At 31.7% G+C, this 18,788-nt stretch carries 22 protein-coding genes; 3 read left to right on the top strand and 19 right to left on the bottom strand.

Annotated features, from left to right (window positions below; all coding sequences use genetic code 11):
* Nucleotides 1-73: 73 nt before the first annotated feature.
* The 6 genes from OF897_RS12810 to OF897_RS12785 all read right to left on the bottom strand — a co-directional run bounded on the left by OF897_RS12810 (nt 74) and on the right by OF897_RS12785 (nt 3,140).
* Entirely contained in the window at nt 74-517 is a 444-nt protein-coding gene (locus tag OF897_RS12810) for a hypothetical protein (RefSeq protein WP_267266081.1), read from the bottom strand.
* A gap of 211 nt (nt 518-728) precedes the next feature.
* On the bottom strand, nt 729-1,253 hold the full coding sequence (locus tag OF897_RS12805) for an endonuclease V (RefSeq protein ID WP_267266080.1): 525 nt from the start codon (nt 1,251-1,253) through the stop codon (nt 729-731).
* 3 nt (nt 1,254-1,256) lie between these two features.
* The gene (locus OF897_RS12800) at nt 1,257-1,625 is read right to left on the bottom strand and encodes a VOC family protein (RefSeq protein WP_267266079.1); all 369 of its coding nucleotides are present in this window, start codon (nt 1,623-1,625) and stop codon (nt 1,257-1,259) included.
* Between the two features lies 1 nt (nt 1,626).
* Entirely contained in the window at nt 1,627-1,914 is a 288-nt protein-coding gene (locus OF897_RS12795) for a GNAT family N-acetyltransferase (protein WP_267266295.1), read from the bottom strand.
* A 9-nt stretch (nt 1,915-1,923) separates the two neighbouring features.
* Nucleotides 1,924-2,067, bottom strand: a complete 144-nt coding sequence (locus OF897_RS12790) for a hypothetical protein (RefSeq protein WP_267266078.1) — start codon at nt 2,065-2,067, stop codon at nt 1,924-1,926.
* Nucleotides 2,068-2,084: 17 nt separating this feature from the next.
* Nucleotides 2,085-3,140, bottom strand: coding sequence for a M28 family metallopeptidase (locus tag OF897_RS12785; protein ID WP_267266077.1), 1,056 nt, complete (start codon nt 3,138-3,140; stop codon nt 2,085-2,087).
* Between the two features lie 83 nt (nt 3,141-3,223).
* Between OF897_RS12785 and OF897_RS12780 the strand changes: the two genes are divergently transcribed.
* Entirely contained in the window at nt 3,224-4,363 is a 1,140-nt protein-coding gene (locus OF897_RS12780) for an aminotransferase class I/II-fold pyridoxal phosphate-dependent enzyme (RefSeq protein ID WP_267266076.1), read from the top strand.
* A 144-nt stretch (nt 4,364-4,507) separates the two neighbouring features.
* Here OF897_RS12780 and OF897_RS12775 read toward each other — a convergent pair whose 3' ends face one another.
* The 12 genes from OF897_RS12775 to pepE form a co-directional block, all read right to left on the bottom strand.
* Nucleotides 4,508-7,243: a sodium-translocating pyrophosphatase gene (locus OF897_RS12775; protein WP_267266075.1), complete on the bottom strand. Its 2,736-nt coding sequence runs from the start codon at nt 7,241-7,243 to the stop codon at nt 4,508-4,510.
* 170 nt (nt 7,244-7,413) lie between these two features.
* Nucleotides 7,414-8,025: an inorganic pyrophosphatase gene (locus OF897_RS12770; protein ID WP_267266074.1), complete on the bottom strand. Its 612-nt coding sequence runs from the start codon at nt 8,023-8,025 to the stop codon at nt 7,414-7,416.
* 20 nt (nt 8,026-8,045) lie between these two features.
* On the bottom strand, nt 8,046-8,558 hold the full coding sequence (locus OF897_RS12765; protein ID WP_267266073.1) for a DUF7935 family protein: 513 nt from the start codon (nt 8,556-8,558) through the stop codon (nt 8,046-8,048).
* 36 nt (nt 8,559-8,594) lie between these two features.
* Nucleotides 8,595-9,491 (bottom strand): phytanoyl-CoA dioxygenase family protein, encoded by an 897-nt coding sequence (locus OF897_RS12760; RefSeq protein ID WP_267266072.1) that lies wholly within the window; start codon nt 9,489-9,491, stop codon nt 8,595-8,597.
* A gap of 109 nt (nt 9,492-9,600) precedes the next feature.
* Complete coding sequence (locus OF897_RS12755; protein ID WP_267266071.1) at nt 9,601-10,509, bottom strand: hypothetical protein; 909 nt, start codon at nt 10,507-10,509, stop codon at nt 9,601-9,603.
* Nucleotides 10,506-11,183: a RadC family protein gene (radC, locus tag OF897_RS12750; protein WP_267266070.1), complete on the bottom strand. Its 678-nt coding sequence runs from the start codon at nt 11,181-11,183 to the stop codon at nt 10,506-10,508. Before radC ends, OF897_RS12755 begins: the two co-directional genes overlap by 4 nt.
* A gap of 36 nt (nt 11,184-11,219) precedes the next feature.
* A complete protein-coding gene (locus tag OF897_RS12745) occupies nt 11,220-11,792 on the bottom strand; it encodes a murein L,D-transpeptidase catalytic domain-containing protein (RefSeq protein ID WP_267266069.1) in 573 nt (190 codons plus the stop codon).
* 11 nt (nt 11,793-11,803) lie between these two features.
* The gene (locus tag OF897_RS12740) at nt 11,804-12,472 is read right to left on the bottom strand and encodes an ABC transporter ATP-binding protein (protein WP_267266068.1); all 669 of its coding nucleotides are present in this window, start codon (nt 12,470-12,472) and stop codon (nt 11,804-11,806) included.
* 101 nt (nt 12,473-12,573) lie between these two features.
* Nucleotides 12,574-13,728 carry a sensor histidine kinase gene (locus OF897_RS12735; RefSeq protein WP_267266067.1) on the bottom strand — a complete coding sequence of 385 codons (1,155 nt, stop codon included), beginning with the start codon at nt 13,726-13,728 and terminating at the stop codon, nt 12,574-12,576.
* A 6-nt stretch (nt 13,729-13,734) separates the two neighbouring features.
* Nucleotides 13,735-15,108 (bottom strand): D-alanyl-D-alanine carboxypeptidase/D-alanyl-D-alanine endopeptidase, encoded by a 1,374-nt coding sequence (dacB, locus tag OF897_RS12730; RefSeq protein WP_267266066.1) that lies wholly within the window; start codon nt 15,106-15,108, stop codon nt 13,735-13,737.
* Nucleotides 15,109-15,155: 47 nt separating this feature from the next.
* Nucleotides 15,156-16,031 carry a hypothetical protein gene (locus OF897_RS12725; RefSeq protein WP_267266065.1) on the bottom strand — a complete coding sequence of 292 codons (876 nt, stop codon included), beginning with the start codon at nt 16,029-16,031 and terminating at the stop codon, nt 15,156-15,158.
* Nucleotides 16,032-16,036: 5 nt separating this feature from the next.
* Entirely contained in the window at nt 16,037-16,729 is a 693-nt protein-coding gene (pepE, locus tag OF897_RS12720) for a dipeptidase PepE (protein WP_267266064.1), read from the bottom strand.
* A gap of 187 nt (nt 16,730-16,916) precedes the next feature.
* Between pepE and OF897_RS12715 the strand changes: the two genes are divergently transcribed.
* Nucleotides 16,917-17,453, top strand: a complete 537-nt coding sequence (locus tag OF897_RS12715; RefSeq protein WP_267266063.1) for a tetratricopeptide repeat protein — start codon at nt 16,917-16,919, stop codon at nt 17,451-17,453.
* A gap of 37 nt (nt 17,454-17,490) precedes the next feature.
* Here OF897_RS12715 and OF897_RS12710 read toward each other — a convergent pair whose 3' ends face one another.
* Nucleotides 17,491-17,976: a YdeI/OmpD-associated family protein gene (locus tag OF897_RS12710; protein ID WP_267266062.1), complete on the bottom strand. Its 486-nt coding sequence runs from the start codon at nt 17,974-17,976 to the stop codon at nt 17,491-17,493.
* A 127-nt stretch (nt 17,977-18,103) separates the two neighbouring features.
* Between OF897_RS12710 and fsa the strand changes: the two genes are divergently transcribed.
* On the top strand, nt 18,104-18,757 hold the full coding sequence (gene fsa / locus OF897_RS12705; RefSeq protein ID WP_267266061.1) for a fructose-6-phosphate aldolase: 654 nt from the start codon (nt 18,104-18,106) through the stop codon (nt 18,755-18,757).
* Nucleotides 18,758-18,788 lie beyond the last annotated feature (31 nt).

Raw genomic sequence — 18,788 nt, 5'->3', positions numbered from 1 at the left:
TAATTAAAAAAATGAGATGTATTTATCTACTGAATCCGCTTCTAAAGAGCGGATTCTTTTATTTAGGTTTGTTTTAAGGTTTTTCTTTAGAAATCCAAATTCCACTGATTACGTTTTGATCCCTATAAATCCAGACACTTATAAATTTCAGATCTTTAGATTTTTCGAAATCAGCATCAAAAACAATATACTCAATCGGATCTCTATCTTTTGTAAAGTCTTGAAGGTATGCTGAATTAAACTTTTTAATCGTAATTTTTCCATTATTTTGTAATGTCTCTTCACATTTTTTCTCAAAACCTTCACTCAGTTTTCTTTCTAATCTTTTATCTAAAATGAAATTATTGAATTTAGAAAAGTCTTTATTTTCACATTTAGACAAATATTCTTTAATGAATTGCTCACTGATTTGAACTCTTTCATTATTGATCTTTGAATTGCTAATTTTTGTATAAGACTTTTGTGAGAATACAATAACAGAAATGCTTATTGCAAAAAAACAGAATAATTTTCTCATTGTTTTTGTGTTTATTTTTTCCAAAAATAAAAATTTATAATTAAATCTTCTACTTTAAATAAAAAAAACCGACAAGCAAAACTTATCGGTTCTTGAAAAATGAAAAATTAATATGGATATGAACTATTTGATGTTTTTAGAATCGTTTTAATTCTGAAACAAATTTATATTTATTTAGAATAAATATAAATAAATGTTCAGCTGACTTTTATCAGTTTCTCACATTTAGTTCATCTTTCTCTCTTGTAAGCTGATCTAGTTTTCTTAATAAGGTCGGCATTCTATAATTTCCGTGCATATTTTCTATGTTAGATTGAGTTTCATCAACATCAACTCCAATTGCAGTAAGGAATAACGGAGTTTTACTTTCACCACGTAAAACAGTTCTTCTTTGATCATCTTCACTGTAAAATCCATTTTTTGCAATACCAATAATCGGATATTTTTCATCTAAAGATTGATAAAGATAACCGCCTAAACCAAATTTACCGTCATTATCTAAAGTTACATAACCATCTACAATAATCAAATCACCGTTTTGTAATTCAATTTTCTTTAATAAACTCAAAACGCAAGGTAATTCTCTTTTATAAAATGCGCCGCTTTCATAATCGGAAGTAATTTCTGTATTTTCTGAATAAATAAAACTTTCAGTCTCTGAATTCCAGTTTTCGAATGCGATGCAGACTGTTTTGGCGAATTTTTCGTAATAATACGTGTCGAATGCGTAAATCATATTTTAAAAACTAAAAAACTCTCCAAAATGCCATAAAACTCCAGCAGGATCAAGCAGGAAACATTCTTTTCCCCAATCCATCGTTTTTGTTGGAACTAATTTTATTGAATCATATTTATCTTTTAAATTTAGTGATACCAATTCTTCCCAATAAAGATCTACATTTTCTATTTCAAGGAAAATCATTGTGTTTTCAATCCATTCTTTGGCATAATAATCCTGAAGATAAAATGCAAAATTCCCTTTTTTAAATACTGAAAATTTAGGATCAATTTCAACTTCTTCGAATCCTAAATCTCGATAAAAAGCTCTGCTTTCTGCAAAATCTTTTGATCCGATAAAAGGTCTTATTGATTTTATTTTTTGATTCATATTATTTTTTATTTGTCCAGTTATCAAAAGTCATTTCAAACTTAATTTCGTTTTTTCCGTGCATTCCTATTTCATTCCATTCGGTTTTCCGATAAAACATTTCTGCTCTTGTATTTGGTGAAGTTCCAAGCCATACATTTTCTTGGGTTTGTTTAAAATACCAATCTAACATAATATCAGGTAATTTTTTACCAATTCCCATCTTTTCAAAATCAGGATCTACAAACAACGCCCAAATATTATTTCCTTTTAGATCAACAATAGAAAAGCCTGTAATTTTCTCATTAATTTCACAAACTCACCCCTTTCCTCTTTCGGTCATGAATTCTTCACAATCTTTATTAGTAACAAGATCAGGATTTGACAAAGTATTTTCTTTAACAGAATTTCTTACTATCTGAATTTGCGGAATATCTTCTATTTTCGCTTCACGAATAATCATATTCAAAATTTTTCTAATTATTTCTTATCAACAACAATTCTCGCTTCACGATTTGCCAATTCCCAAGCTGTTGCAAAAACTAATTGAGTTCTTTTTTGCAATAAATTAAAATCAATTTTCTCAACATCGTCGGTTTCCTTATGATAATCTTCATGAATTCCGTCAAAGAAAAATGCTACAGGAATTCCATGTTTTGCAAAATTATAGTGATCAGAACGGTAATATAATCTGTCGGGATCTTTCGGATCGTCGTATTTATAGTTTAATTCAAGATTATTTGTCTTTTTATTAGCTACTTCGTTAATGATTTTTAATTCTGAACTTAACATTTCAGAACCAATCACATAAACATAATTCTTACCTCGATTTGCAATGTCATCTCTTCCAATCATGTCGATATTTAAGTCAGCAACTGTATTTGATAAAGGAAAAACCGGGTTATCAGAATAATATGCAGAACCAAAAAGTCCGTGCTCTTCTCCCGTTACATGAAGAAATAAAATAGATCTCTTCGGTCCGTTACCTTTCTTTTTAGCCTTTTGAAAAGCTTTTGCAATCTGCATCACAGCAACAGTTCCGCTTCCGTCATCATCGGCTCCGTTGTAAACCACGCCATTTTTAGTTCCAATATGATCGTAGTGTGCAGAAACAACGATAATTTCTTCAGGTTTTTCACTTCCTTCAATAAAAGCTAAAATATTTTCAGAATCAGGTAAATTTCCACCGCCTCTTTTTTTCATGTAAGAAGACGGAACTTTCTGATAATATGAACCTAATTTTTTAGGAAATTCGATTCCTAAATCTTTATAAAATTTGACGATATACTCTCCTGCTTTTTTCTGACCTTGACTTCCAGTATCTCTTCCTTCCATTTCATCAGACGCAATCACATATAAATTTTTCTTTAAATCATTATACTTAATTTGGTGATATGCTTTATTAAAAGCTTTTTCACTTTTAGAATCACTTGAACTTGTATTTTGATTTGAATTCTGCTTATCACCTGAGTGTATAGAACTTCCACAACTCGTAAGCACGATTGCTGAAAAGATAGGAATGAGTAATTTTTTCATTTAAAAAATTGTTTGTTTAAAAATAACAAAAAAATTCCAACTGTAAATTGGATGCTATTTTTTTATATATTTGATAAAAGCCTATGGAAAAAAACTACGGATTTAATGATTACAAATTTTTCACAGAAATGTCGGAGCTTGCTTCGAGACATCAGAGTTATGATTTGTCATTAGGTCTACCTGATTTTGAAATTGATCCGCGTTTAAGGTATTATCTGAAAGAATCTGCAGATATGATCAGCCATAGTTATGAATCGCTTTCTGGAAACCCTTTGTTGATTGAAAGTATTATTCAATTTAATTTAAATCGAAAGAACAGCGTAAAACTTAAAAAAGAGGAAATTAATATTGTTCCTTGCTCTACTTTTGGCTTATACACTTCTTTAAAATCTATTTTGAATATTGGCGATGAAGTAATTGTGATTCAACCTTCTTATTACACTTATGCGCCCTCGATTGTTTTGAATGGCGGAGTTCCTGTTTATTATGATTTGGATGTTAATTTTAAAATAAATTGGAATGAATTGCAAAAATGCATAACTAAAAAAACCAAAGCAATCATCGTCAATTCGCCACAAAATCCTACCGGAAAAATGTGGACTAAAGAAGATTGGAATCAGCTTTATGAGTTAATAAAACATCAGGAAATATATCTTATTTCAGAGGAAATTTATGATATTTACTGTTATGATAATGTTGAACATTACAGTTCTTTTCTTCATCCTGAACTCAAAAAAAGAACATTTTGCATTTTTTCATTTGGTAAAATGTTTCATTCAACGGGATGGAAAGTAAGCTATCTTTTAGCTCCTGAAAGTTTATTAAATTATTTCAGAATTCATCAGCAATATATTTCTTACAGTTCAAATTCTCCCTGTCAATATGCAATAGCAAAGTATCTTGAAGTTTTTGATCCTTCAGAAAACCAAAAAATCATGCAGCAAAAACGTGATATTTTTAATGAAATGATACAATTTACACCATTGAAAATTGAAGAAAAATCGCAAGGTGGATTTTTTCAGATCGTTAATTTCAGGAATGTAAATAAAACCATGACAGACGTAGAATTTTCAAAATGGCTGACTGTTGAGAAAAAAGTTTCCTGTTTACCGCTTTCTGCTTTTTATAATTCTAAACAAGATTCTGATTATATAAGATTTAGTTTTGCTAAAAAAGATGATGTGATTATTCAGGCGATGGAACATTTGAAGAGAAATTTATAGTCGTCATTTATTGGTTTTATTATATTCCTTTATTCCCACAGATTTCACGGATTTTCACAGATTTCAAATTAATAATTTACTGGGAAAATATCAAAATAAAAAAGCACCGCAAATGCAGTGCTTAAAGTTTAGTTTTATTTGAATTTAAAGAGCTAAAACTCTTAGATCTATTCTTCGATTTTTTGCCTGACATTCTTCGCTGTCATTTTCAGGACAAACAGGATGTTGAGAACCATATCCTTCTGTTTCTACCCGATCTCCCGCAATTCCCAATTCAAGTAATTTCAATTTTGCAGTTTGTGCTCTTAAATTGGATAGTGAAAGATTACTTTCTTCACCTCCAACATTATCTGTATAACCGCCTAATTTTATTCTTAAATTCGGATATTCATTCATAATTTCAGCCAGATTAGCTAGTTGAATTTCTGAACCGGCTTTTAAATCACTTGAACCCGTTTCAAAATATAAGTTTTCAATGGTGTACCATTTATTTGGATCTAAAACAGCTTGGCTTTTCTTATTAACATCGTTCTGTAAAAAGAATAATTGGCTTTGGTTGCCTAAAGAAATTGTTTTACCATTTTTCAGTTTAACTTCCTGAATAGTTCCGGTATTATAAACAAAATCGCCATTTTCATTTAATTGACCATTAATTCCTAAAGGTACAATTGCAGCATTATTTCCTGAGATCGTTTGATTTTCTGTATTAATCACAGTTTTACCAAGTAAACTTTCAATTTTAGCCTTTCTGTTGGCTTCAATTTTATCTTTATGTAAAACTGCCAAAGTTGGTGCGATAACCAAAGAAACAATCGACATTAATTTAATTAAAATATTCATCGAAGGCCCTGAAGTATCTTTAAACGGGTCTCCAACTGTATCTCCTGTAATAGAAGCTTTGTGCGGTTCTGATCCTTTATAATAGGTTTGTCCGTTGATATCAACTCCTTTTTCAAAAGATTTTTTAGCGTTATCCCAAGCTCCACCTGCATTATTCTGGAAAATTCCCATTAAAACTCCACAAACCGTTGCTCCGGCCAAGAAGCCACCTAAAACTTCAGGTCCAAAAATAAATCCTATTAATAAAGGAGAAACTATTGCAATTGCACCTGGAAGCATCATCTTACGAATAGAAGCATCAGTAGAAATGGCTACGCATTTTTGATATTCCGGCTCTGCTTTTCCTTCTAAAATCCCTGGAATTTCTCTGAATTGTCTTCGTACTTCTTCTACCATTGCCATTGCAGCTTGTCCAACTGCCGTAATTGCCAAAGATGAAAATATAAAAGGAATCATTCCACCGACAAACAATCCGGCTAAAACATCAGCTCTGTAAATATCAATTCCATCGATTCCTGCAATTCCTACAAAGGCCGCAAATAAAGCTAAAGCCGTTAATGCAGCAGAAGCAATTGCAAAACCTTTTCCTGATGCTGCAGTTGTGTTTCCGACAGCATCTAAAATATCCGTATTCTCGCGAACTTCTTTTGGTAACTCACTCATTTCAGCAATTCCTCCTGCATTATCTGCAATCGGTCCGAAAGCGTCAATCGCTAACTGCATTGCTGTGGTTGCCATCATTCCGGCTGCTGCAATTGCCACTCCATATAATCCGGCACATAAATAGGAACCGTAAATTCCTCCTGCTAAAACTAAAATTGGTAAAAGGGTTGATTCCATTCCAACCGAAAGTCCGCCAATAATATTAGTTGCATGACCTGTAGAAGATTGTCTTACAATACTTAAAACCGGTCTTTTTCCCATCGCTGTGTAGAATTCTGTAATGATACTCATCAAAGTTCCGACAACTAATCCTACAATGATGGCTCCGAAAACTCCCATTTTTGTAAATTCAAAACCTCTTAAAACCATTTTTTCAGGTAAAAGATAGGTGACCAAAAAGTAAGAAGCAATTGCTGTAATGACAATACTTCCCCAGTTTCCTAAGTTTAAAGCATTCTGAACATTAGAAGTTGATGCACCCTCATTATCATTAATTTTAACAAATAAAGTTCCGATCATTGAAAATATAATTCCTGTTCCGGCAATCAACATCGGTAAAAGAATTGGGGCAAATCCTCCAAAAGAATCAACAGAAATTGTTTCTCTTCCCAAAACCATCGTTGCTAAAACCGTTGCAACATAAGATCCAAACAAATCAGCTCCCATTCCGGCAACGTCTCCAACATTATCTCCAACATTATCTGCAATTGTAGCAGGATTTCGAGGGTCATCTTCGGGAATTCCCGCTTCTACTTTTCCAACTAAATCGGCTCCTACATCGGCAGCTTTAGTATAAATTCCGCCGCCAACTCTTGCAAATAAAGCGATAGATTCCGCACCTAAAGAAAATCCGGTAAGAATCTCAATGGTTCTTTCCATTTCATGGGAATCTACAGTTGAATTGGGAGCAAAAATCTGTTTAATAATTAAATAAACCGCACCCAATCCTAAAACGGCTAAACCCGCAACTCCCATTCCCATCACAGAACCTCCTGTGAATGATACTTTCAGAGCTTTAGATAAAGAAGTTCTAGCTGCTTCGGCAGTTCTTACATTAGCTTTCGTGGCGATTTTCATACCGATAAATCCTGCTAAAGCAGATAATATTGCTCCAATAACAAAAGCAATTCCGATGCTCCAGTGTGAGTTGGAATTTGTCATTCCCATTACTGCAAGTAAAATAGCTACGATAATGACGAAATACATCATAATTTTGTACTCGGCCTTGAGAAAAGCCATCGCACCGTCAGCGATATGTCCGCTGATAACTTTCATTTTTTCATTTCCTGCATTTTGTTTGCTTACCCAATTACTTTGGAGAAAAGTATAGATCAGGGCAATAACGCCAAAAATTGGCACTAACACAAATAAGTCCATAGTTTAATATTTTTTTGGTAATAGAATATTAAATATACTTAATTATTTCTATCAAACCATTTAAAATATTAAGCCTTTTGGAGGTTTTAGAAAATTTAGATAAAATTTAAAACAAAAAAGCAGATGAAAATTCACCTGCTTTCTATATCAATTGATAATTTTTTGTCAAATTAACCTCCGTATTTGTCAGAGTAGTCTTTTTGAGAAGCTACAATTACTTTATGTGCATGAGCTGCTCCATAAACCTCCTGAATTCTGCATTTTGCAGGCTCATCCGGTAAGTTTTTGTAAGTAAGGAAATAGTGCATCAATCTTTTTACTTCAGCTTCTGGTAATTCTGAAATGTCTCTGAAATGTCCAAAAGCGTGATCACTTACCATTACAGCAACAATTTTATCATCAGCTTCACCTCCATCAATCATTTTGAAACCTCCGATTGGAATAGCTTCCATCAAAAGTCCTCCTGAATGAATATTATGCGAACTTAAAACACAAATATCCAAAGGATCATGATCTCCCATTGTAACATCGCTTGCACCACTTTCTACAGCCAATTTCATTACTTCTGCGTCACAGTAAGTTCTTGGAACAAAACCGTATAATGCAGGAATAATGTTTGAAAATTTCTGAGGTCTGTCTACTTTAAGGTAACCAGTTTCTTTATCTACTTCATATTTAATGGTGTCTGAAGGAACTATTTCCACGAATACGTTTACAACGTTTGGCGCATCTTCTCCTGCAGAAATCCCATGCCACGGATGTGCTTTAAAATTTGGAATCATTATTTATATTTATTATTTAATTAAGCTATTATTAAAATTTCTCTCCTTAAATCTTCGATTGTTGCACCGATATAATCATTATCATTCATATAATTCATAATGAAAACGGTTTTATATTCGTTAAGATTCGGATTGTTGTTAAGACTTTCGTACGTTTTGTGAAGCAAATCTATGATTGCATTTTTAGAATCTACGATATTCTGCCATGAATTTTTTGTTAAATAAAGCTGTTGGGAAGCATTATATTCAAACTCTTCGGTGATCGTTTTCTCTGTGAGAAATACAAATTCATGAGCAGCCAAATCTTTATCAAATTTTAGAATAAGATTGGAAGGTTTGATTCGTTCCAAAAAAAGCGTCATTCTTTCGTAAGAATGGGTTTTATTTTCAGAATTTGATTTTACAGATAGTAATTTTATCTCCTGATTTTTTAAGTTGATGTAAGTATACACAAATTGTCTCAGCAAAACCAAAAACGGAATTGCAATAACTAATGCGGCTGCATAAGGTAAATAGTCTAAAAAATCTGTCATAATTTGAGGAAGCAAAATTAATGATATTTTCTGAATTTACAGCTCAAATAATGCAGGTCTTTGTGTTACTTCATGATAACATATACTTTTCTCATCAAAATAGTGATAAACAAGACTTTTTCGGGTTTTGGTTTTGTCTAAATGTGGTTCTCCGCCATGAAGAATATTCGCATGCCAAACCAAAAGATCACCTTTTTTAGCTCTGAAAATTTCCTTTTTCAGTCCTAATTCTTTTACTTTATTTTCAAGAAATTCTTCGTAAGCTAGATAACTTTTTTTACCGATTTTAAAAGCTGTTCCTTCATTATCATAATCAGAATTCAGGAAATATGGTAGTTTGTGACTTCCCGGAATATAATGCAAAGCACCATTCATTTCATCCACATCTTCCAACGCAATCCATACTCCGAGAAGTCCGCCTAAAGGATATGTCGTCATGTGAATACTGTCTGAATGTGTTTTTTGCTGACTTCCATTGATGAAATTGATACTTTGAAACAATTTAGCATCACCATCAATCAAAACAGACAAAAACTCAAGTAAATCCTTATCATTTCCAATATTTTTAATGATTTCTGAATGATGAATAACAAACATCAGTTTTCCGCCATAACGAAATTTTATTCTTCCATCTTTCATTAATTTTTCAATTTCATTATTGATTTGATCTGCGGTTTCAGGTTTCAAATAATTTCTTAAAACTAAAAAACCTTGATCGTCAAAACTTTCAGCACTCAATTTATTTTCCTCGGAAAGATTCTTATAAAATTCTGTGTTGAACAGTTTTTCCTTATCAAAATTTCTCTCATTTTCTGGTAAATGAGCAAAATCTTTGCTTGAAATACTTGAAAAATAAGATTTATCGAGTCCGTATTTTTTATAAAGCGGGATATTATGCTGTAATTTTTTTCTATTGAAAAAATTATAAATCATGTAAGGCAATTTGTAATTGCGAATCTTCTTTAGCATTGCTATTAGTTTGTAAAATACTTGTATAAATTTATGAAATATATTTAGAACTAATCTAAAGAGCGTGATTAAATTACCGTTTCATGATAAACTTCAAGCTTAGCAATTTTTTGATAATTTCTTTTTTGGAATAATCGATAACATGATAAGGACGGAGTTCGGGTCTGAAACCTCTGAAAAATTCTTCTACATTGGGAAGATCACTTCCTTCAAAATCAAAAATTTTCGTCTGAATATTTTCTTTTATACAATTGTCTATCAATACGGAAGCTCCTGAAATCTTAACCGATTCTTTATCATTAAAAGTCCCTAAAAGCGCTACCGTAAAATCATCAAAATAAGTCACAATAATGTTGATAATTCTTTTATTAAGATAAAAAGCAGAGAACTTCAAACAGCCTGCTTCAAACATATTTTTAAAAATTAAAATAAACAATTCTATATCTTCTTCTTTATCAGCACCCAATAAATTACCTCTAATAAAGCTTTCAGCTTGGTTAAAATTAATTTCTTTGATTTCAGAATTACTCAAAACATCTTCATCAAGTCTTAATTTTCTTTTCCTTTTTGGAGAATATTTAGAATAAACAGTTTCGTAATTATCAGGAAGAATAAGAAAGTTTTTTTTAGGCTTTAATAATGTTTTAAACTGATTAAATTCATTAAAAATATAGATTCTTATCAGATAATTTTGTTCTAAAAAGCTTAGAAATTCTTCATTAATTTCAACATGATCTTCTTTAGAAAAAATTCCCAATTGCTGACAAAGCATCGGATTATGAACGATTTTTATTCTTGATTTAAAAACATAAGGAACAGGCATTACCGCTTCATAATCTTTATAAACCAGCAATTCCCATTTTTTATCGGACGTAAGATCTAAAAACGTTTTTGTTGCAGAATATTTTCGTTGTGCAGAATTTTCAAGGCATTGAGCATATTTTTCAAAATCAATTTCATTATATTTTAATCTTCTAATCATAATAATCCTTCGTCTGCAAAACTCAGATATGAATTTTGGGTAATAATTAAATGATCCAAAAGCTGAATATTCATCAAATTTCCTGCTTCTTTCACTTTTTTGGTTATGCTAATATCTTCTGCGCTTGGTTTTAAATTTCCTGACGGATGATTGTGCGAAATTATAATTCCTGTCGAAAAATGGTCTAAAGCTGTTTTAAAAAGTATTCTGATATCTACAATCGACTGATTGATTCCACCTTGAGTAAGTTGGGCAATGTGAATTACTTTATTGCTTTGATTCAGAAAAAGTGCCCAAAATTCTTCTGTTCTAAGATCTGATAAATGCAGTTTTAAGACATTATAGGCGTCTTTACTGCTCGAAATTTGAGGTTTTTCAGGGATTTCCTGAGCTGCTCTTCTTCTTCCGATTTCCAAAGCTGTTGCAATTGAAATAGCTTTTACTTCACCAATTCCTTTAAATTTAGTTAAATCTTTTATCGTCAGTAAACTTAACTGGTGCCAATTGTTATTAACTGAAGCTAATATTTTTCTTGCCAATTCAACAGCCGTTTCATCTCGACTACCACTTCCCATAATGATTGCCAAAAGTTCAGAATCGGATAACGAATTTTTACCTTTCAGTAAAAACTTTTCTCTCGGTCTGTCGTCTTCTGCCAAAAATTTTATAGACATGAATTTAGTTTAAAGGTTTCTGGTTATAGATTTAAGTTAATAAAAAGCATATAAAATGATGCTCTTTTTTGATTGGTCTAAAAACTTTGCTGTTTGATTAAAAGCTTTTACGGAAAGCATCGGACAACCTAAACTTAAACAAGCAAAATTTTGAGATTCTTGGTCAGGAACACATCCAAAGGAATGCAGTACAATTGCACGTTGAAGCGCATTACTGTTGGTTGAATCTAAACCTTTTAGACGATAGGCTTTTCCAAACTGTCCCGAATAACTTTCTTTAATTTCGTATTTTCCTAAAGAAGATTGATAAGATCCTTCAACATTGGAAAACTTAAGCTGATTTGATTTTGGAATTACAGATCCTGAACCGTGAGAAACAATTGCTTTTTGAACAATTTTGTTATTTTTTAAATCATAAACAAAATAACGGTATTTCCCGGAATGAACTTTAAAATTAATAAAAATTGCAAAATCCTGATTGTAATCTTTGTTTTTAATATAATCTCTCAACTCAGAAATTTTCTCTTTTGGCAAAACATCAATATTTTCCTGAGCTTTTGATTGACTGCAGGAAATTAATAAAAGGAACGCAAAAAGTAAAGATTTCATTTTGAAAATAATTATTCAATGATTAACCCGTCTTTCATAACCAACTTACGGTCGGTAATTTCTGCCAATTGCGGATTATGCGTTACAATCACAAAAGTCTGGTTGTATTTATCTCTTAAATCAAAAAACAATCGGTGAAGATCATCAGCGTTTTTCGAATCTAAATTTCCTGTTGGTTCATCTGCATAAATAATTTTGGGAGAATTGATCAAAGCTCTTGCAACGGCAACTCTTTGCGCTTCACCACCCGATAATTGATTAGGTTTATGATGAATTCTCTCGGCAATTTTTAAATCTTCAAACAGATGATATGCTTTTTCTAAAGTCTCTTTTTCGTTGGCTCCGGCAATTTTTGTAGGTAACAAAACGTTTTCTAAAGCAGTAAACTCAGGAAGCAACTGATGAAACTGAAATACAAAACCAATATTCTGATTCCTGAATTTTGAAATCTGTTTATCGCTCATGTAGATAAAAGGCTGATCATTCAAGAAAATCTCCGTATCGTATTTTTGAGGATTTGTGGGAGTATCTAAAGTTCCCAAAATCTGAAGAAGCGTAGATTTTCCGGCTCCGGATTCTCCTACAATAGAAACAACTTCACCCGTTTTAATGTGAATATCAACTCCTTTCAATACTTCCAGATCTCCATAAGATTTATGGATATTACTCGCTCTAATCATGTTTCAAAAATAGTGATTTTTTCTTTTGTTTTAAGGTTTTAAAAACAGGTTTTAGAATGATTAATCTAAACTTAAATTATCAATTTTTTAATAATAATTATTTATGCTTTTTTAATTAAAATTCTAAAGGTTGTGCCCTTTCCTACTTCGGTTTGAGAAATTTTAATATCTCCGTTATGATATTCCTGTACTACCCTTTTTGCTAAGCTTAAACCTAATCCCCATCCTCGTTTTTTAGTTGAATATCCTGGTTTGAAAGCATTTTGAGCTTGATATTTTGTCATTCCGCTTCCGTTATCTTTTACTTCCACTAAAATATTTTTATTGCGCTCAAATACCGACATCTGCAAAATCCCTTCGCCTTTCATGGCGTCAACGGCATTTTTAACCAGATTTTCAATCACCCAACTCATCAGAATTTTATTATGCGGAACTAAAATATTGTATGTTGGAAGTAAAAGCGTAAAATCGATTTTTTTAGAAATTCTCGTTTTCAGATAATCGTAATTTTCTTTAATGGTTTCATTAAAATTCGTATCATTCAACTCAGGAACCGAACCGATTTTTGAAAATCTTTCAGAGATCGTTCTAAGTCTTTCAATATCTTTTTCAATTTCTACAACTCCATCAGAATCGGGATTTTCCAACTTCATAATTTCCATCCAACCCATCATTGATGATAACGGAGTTCCGATTTGATGTGCCGTTTCTTTCGCCAAACCAGCCCAAAGATATCCTTCATCCGTTTTTTTTAAAGTTCTTAGAAACCAGAATGAAAACAGGAAATAGCAGAGCACAAAAAATCCGAGAAGAAAAGGGAAATACTGCAGATTATTCAACATTCTGGAGTTGTCATAATATACAAACTGATCATTTCCTCCCTGAACTTTTATTTCAATTGCTGGATATTTTTTCTCCATCATCTTCGCTTCGGCGATTATATTTTGAGAATCATCTCCAACTTCTTGCGGCAGATGTTTGTACTCTATAATCTGATCATTTTTATCTAAAATAATCATTGGAATCGTAGTATTTGAGCTGTAAATTGCGAGAAGCAGTTCCTGAACTTCTAAGCTTGGTGTAACATCCTGTTGAAATTTTAAAGCTTTAACCAAAATATCAACTCGCTTTACTTCATCTTTCTTCAAATAATTTACAACCAAGGTAGAGGTAATAACGATGGATACAACAACCAAGGTCATCAAAGAAAAGATAAACCAGTTATTGAATCTGGCAAAAATGGATCTTTTTTTCAATCTGATTTATTTTAAAACATTTAAAATTTTCTGCAATTCTGTACTTCCGCTTCCTTGATAATTATTAATGATAATGGCGTAAACATATTTTTTGCCATCTTTAGAAGTGTGATAACCTGCATAAGATTTTGTATCTCGCATGGTTCCGCTTTTCATTTTCATACCGTTATCCTGAGTTGGAAATCCATCATAGTAAGAATCGAACCAAGTTTGTTTTTTAGCATAAATTAAAGCCTGAACTTCTGCTTTTGCTGAAACATAATTTTGTGGTGAAAGTCCGCTTCCATCAGCAAAATTAATCATATTTGGATTAATTCCTTTTGATTTCCAAAATTCATTTAGATAAGAAATTCCGCTTTTAAAACTCGGATTTCCTTTCTTTTCTTTTCCTAAAGTTTTAATTAAATTTTCTCCATACAAATTCACAGATTTTCGTAAAAACCAATAAATGATTTTATCTAAAGTGGGCGATTCGTACGTAAGAATAACATTATTTTTTGGAGCTTCTAAAGATTTTTTACCATCAATTTCCAATTGAGAATTGGTTACCACTTTTCCTGAAATTTCAATTCCTGATTCTTTTAACCATTTTTGAATTTCAACGCCCAATTGCAAAGGTGGATTTGGTGTAGAACCTGAAACAGTTGTCGTTTTTCCTGATGGTAAACTTCCGTTAATTAAAGCAACATCAGAATGTGGGGCTGTGAAAATCAAACTTTGATCTGAATTTCCTGTAGCTTTAAGATCATTCAGCCATTTCACATTTTCTAAAGGATAAGAAAAACTTTTAAAATCTGTTCCGTTGATGTTGATGTCAAACTGATTTTCGCGCCAATTAACTCCCCAAACTCCTGCTCCATAATAATTTCCCAAATCATCCCATGGCCAACCTCCCGGAATTGTCTGATGGTCAAAATAAGAATCATCAATAATCAAATCACCGGAAATTTTTGTAATTCCTGATTTTTTTACGGCTTCAATTAATTTCTGTTTAAAATTTTCGGGCTTATAACCTTCATAACGCCAACTTCCCAATGTAGGATCGCCATTTGAGGTAATAAATAGATTTCCGTTTAGATTTCCACTAGAAATATTTCCTGAATAAGAGGAAGTTGTTTTGTATGTGTAATTTTTGCCTAAAGTCTCCAAGGCTGCTGCTGCAGTGAAAATCTTCTGCGTTGAAGCTGTTGAAAGTCCTTTATTTCCTTGGAATTCATAAATTAAATTTCCACTTTCATCTGAAACATAAAAAGATAAATTGGATGAAACTGCCAATGAAGAATTTATCAGGTTTTTTGTAGCATCATCTAATTTTTGAGCAATAATCTGAGCAAAAATAATTTGTGTGGAAAATATGATTAAGGCAAACGATTTTTTCATGTAAAGAAATGTTTATTCAAATATAATTTTAATTATTGCATTTTTATTTATAAATCCATTTCTTGTAACTCTTTCTTATATTTTTCGAGTTCTTCACCATTAAAGAGAATTTTATGATCAGGAAGTTTTTCAAATGATCTGTCAAACTGACGAACTTTTTCATTGTCATCTTCATCGATAAAAAGATCCATCTGGATTTCTTTTATGTATTCTAATTTATTGTCATAATATTCTAAAAGGGAATTATTCCATGATTCTTTAAGGCATCTTACGCAACGATTTTCAAAAACTGATTGATATCCACAAATTTCACAATCTTTAAGATTTTGAAACATAGACTTGGTATATGTCTTATCTTCATTTGAAAAAAAATGCTGAGGAATTGAATTTAATAACAAATAAAAATTAGGTTCCCAACGGGCAACGTAGAAAGTTTTTTCTTTATCTGTAAACGAAGATGAGATATATAATGTTATTTGCCTGTAGGAATTCCGAATCTCAATTCTACTAATTTCATTCGTATTAAAAACATATTTGCCATTAATTTTCACATCATCATTATCAATTTCAAGAATATTAATCGTTTCCAAATAATGATCAAAGCATAAAGTTGTTTCCCAAGAATTTACAAATCTACCTTTTCCTTCCTTTCCGCATTTCTCACAAGTTTTTCCTGAGAGTCTTATGTATTTACTTTTAATTTCCTGAATCTTTTTATTTAAAGCTTCATCCGGAGAAGAAACATAACAGCGTAATCCTCCAAATTTTTCTTTTCCAAATACTTTTTCATCTAAATTCCAGCCAGCAATACAAAATTCATATAGCATGTCTCGAATTAACGAATGCCACCCTGAACCGTTTATCGAAAAGTTTGATAAATTGCTTTCAATAAATTGATCTATTGCGTCTTTAGAAGATTCCATAATAATTAAAGTTCTGTTCCTGATTCAATTTCGTAAGGCTCTTTCCCTTTCTCAAAAATTCTGGTCAGTTCATTTCCTTCAACGGTAATTTTGTCGCCGATTTTGCGAATCCAGTTTCCTTCACGAAGTCCGACAACTTTGATATTATTTTGAGTTAGGAATTCTTTGATTCTGGTTTCTCTCGTTTCTCCATTATGTTTTAAATCTGGATTTGGATCTAAATAATGCGGATTGATATTAAACGGAACCAATCCCATACAATCAAAGCTCGGTGGATAAACAATCGGCATATCGTTCGTTGTTTTCATGTTTTGTCCGCCGATATTGCTTCCTGCACTGCAACCTAAATAAGCTTTTCTGTTTTCAATGTTTTGCTTTAAAACAGACATCAAATTTTCTTCATGCAATGTTTTAACCAGCAAAAAAGTGTTTCCGCCGCCAGTAAAATATCCTTTTGCTGAATTTAGAGCTTCAATTTTATCTTCCAACTCATGCAAACCTTTTACTTTAATATTAATAGTTTCGAAAAAATATTTTGCTTTTGCAGTGTAATCATCATGTGAAATTCCGCCCGGTCTTGCGAATGGAATGAAAATAATCTCATCGATTCCTTTATATAATTCAATTAATTCGTCTCTTAAATATTCAAGATATTCTCCGCCGAAAAGCGTGGAAGTTGATGCTAATATTACGTTCATAAAATGAAAATATAGAATTATTATGTAAAACAAAGATAAACTCAATGCTTTTATAAATCAAAAATTACGCTAAAAATCACATTAAAACCGTTAAAAAACTCCAAAAAAGCTTAAAGGCTCTAAAAGAATTATAGAAAAATAAATTTGTAACTCCTACATTAGCAATAGTAATTTTAAAATAAAGAATATGAAAACGGTTAAAATTAATATCAAACAATTATTTGTAGGTTTAATCATGTTAGGAAGTACGGGTGCTGTTTTTGCACAGACTGCAGAACCTATCACAACGACTCAAGCACAGACAAATCCTACGATTGAAGGACTAAAAAAACAAGTTGAAACCAATCCTAAAGATGTAGAATCACTTGCTAAATTGGCAACAGCTTATCAAGATGCTACAGATTGGCAAAACGCAATTGCTACATGGAAAAAATTATCTGTACAGTTGCCGGATTGGGCTCCATCCTATTACAGCCAGGCTTATTCATACCAATCTGCAAAAGATAATGAGAACGCCAAACTTTCTTACGAAAAGTATGTTGCAACAGTAAAGCCTGAAGAAATTGAAGCAAGTAAAAAGAATTTAGCTTATGCCTATTTCTTTATTGCCTTTAACGAGCAAAAAGATAGTCCGGATAAAGCAAAAGAGCATATTGCAAAATCTTTACAGTATGATCCGAGTAATCAGGATGCTGTAAAATTGAGTCAGGCTCTTAATTCATAATAAAAATAAAACCGGAGAATTTATTTTCTTCGGTTTTTTATTTGATATTTTTCCCAAAAAAATCTGTTTCTCCATTTAAATGCCGAATAATCTTTTCAATATTTCTTTGAATGCTTGCTTCCGTTTTTAAATTATTAATGTAGTGAATCAATTCTATCTTTCTCGAAGGAATTAAGTTTTCGAAGTTTTTAAGAACAACAGAATTTTCTTTTATTGCCTTATCTAAATCTGGATGAATTGAAATTGTTCGGTCAGAATCATCAAATTCGATAGAAATTTCAAGAAGTTCACCAATTCTTTTCGGAGAATCTTTTAACATAGCTAAATTAATATACAAGCGCCATTCTCCAAGATATTTCATTAGGTTTTGCTTAAATTCTTTTCCGTTTACAGTTCCTTTCACAGGAATCGGACTTTTATTTTTTCCTGAAGTTTTAAATATTTCTTCTAAAATTTCTTGAGGAATGTAGACAAATGGATTGATTCCGATGATTTCCAGTTTTGGTTTGAATTGATTTTTCATAATCTCAAAGTTAATATTTCATTCGAAATTTGGGTTTAATAATTAAGAATTTGCTAACTCGCCAAAATAATTTTGCACTCAAAATGGATTGTCTATCTTTGTGTAATCTATAATAATTTAAGAAAAAATGAAATTTTTTATTGACACTGCTAATTTAGAGCAAATTAAAGAAGCTAAAGACCTAGGAATTTTGGATGGTGTAACAACCAACCCATCATTAATGGCAAAAGAAGGAATTCAGGGTTCTGAAGCAATTAAAAATCACTACAAAGCAATCTGCGAAATCGTTGATGGAGATATTTCTGCTGAAGTACTTTCTACAACTTACGAAGAAATGATCAAAGAAGGTGATGATTTGGCTGCAATTCACCCAAATATTGTAGTGAAAATCCCAATGATTAAAGACGGTATCAAAGCGTTGAAATATTTTTCAGATAAAGGAATCAGAACCAACTGTACTTTGATTTTCTCTCCTGGACAAGCTCTTTTAGCGGCAAAAGCGGGTGCAACTTACGTTTCTCCGTTCTTGGGAAGATTAGATGACATTACAACGGACGGTTTAAATTTAATTCAGGAAATCAGATTGATTTTTGATAATTATATGTATGAAACTGAAATTTTAGCAGCTTCAATCCGTCACTCAATGCATATCATTGATTGTGCAAAAATTGGTGCAGATGTAATTACTTCACCACTTCCTCCAATCTTGAGTTTGTTGAAACATCCATTAACGGATAGCGGATTGGCGCAGTTTGTTGCAGATTCTCAGAAATTAGCTTAATTCATTTAAGTTTAAAGCATAAAAAATCCCG

The sequence above is a fragment of the Chryseobacterium formosum genome (genome assembly GCF_026460885.1).
GTDB classification, from domain to species: domain Bacteria; phylum Bacteroidota; class Bacteroidia; order Flavobacteriales; family Weeksellaceae; genus Chryseobacterium; species Chryseobacterium formosus.
The sequence above is the reverse complement of the archived record's forward strand: the minus strand, read 5'-3'. Positions and strand labels throughout refer to the sequence as shown.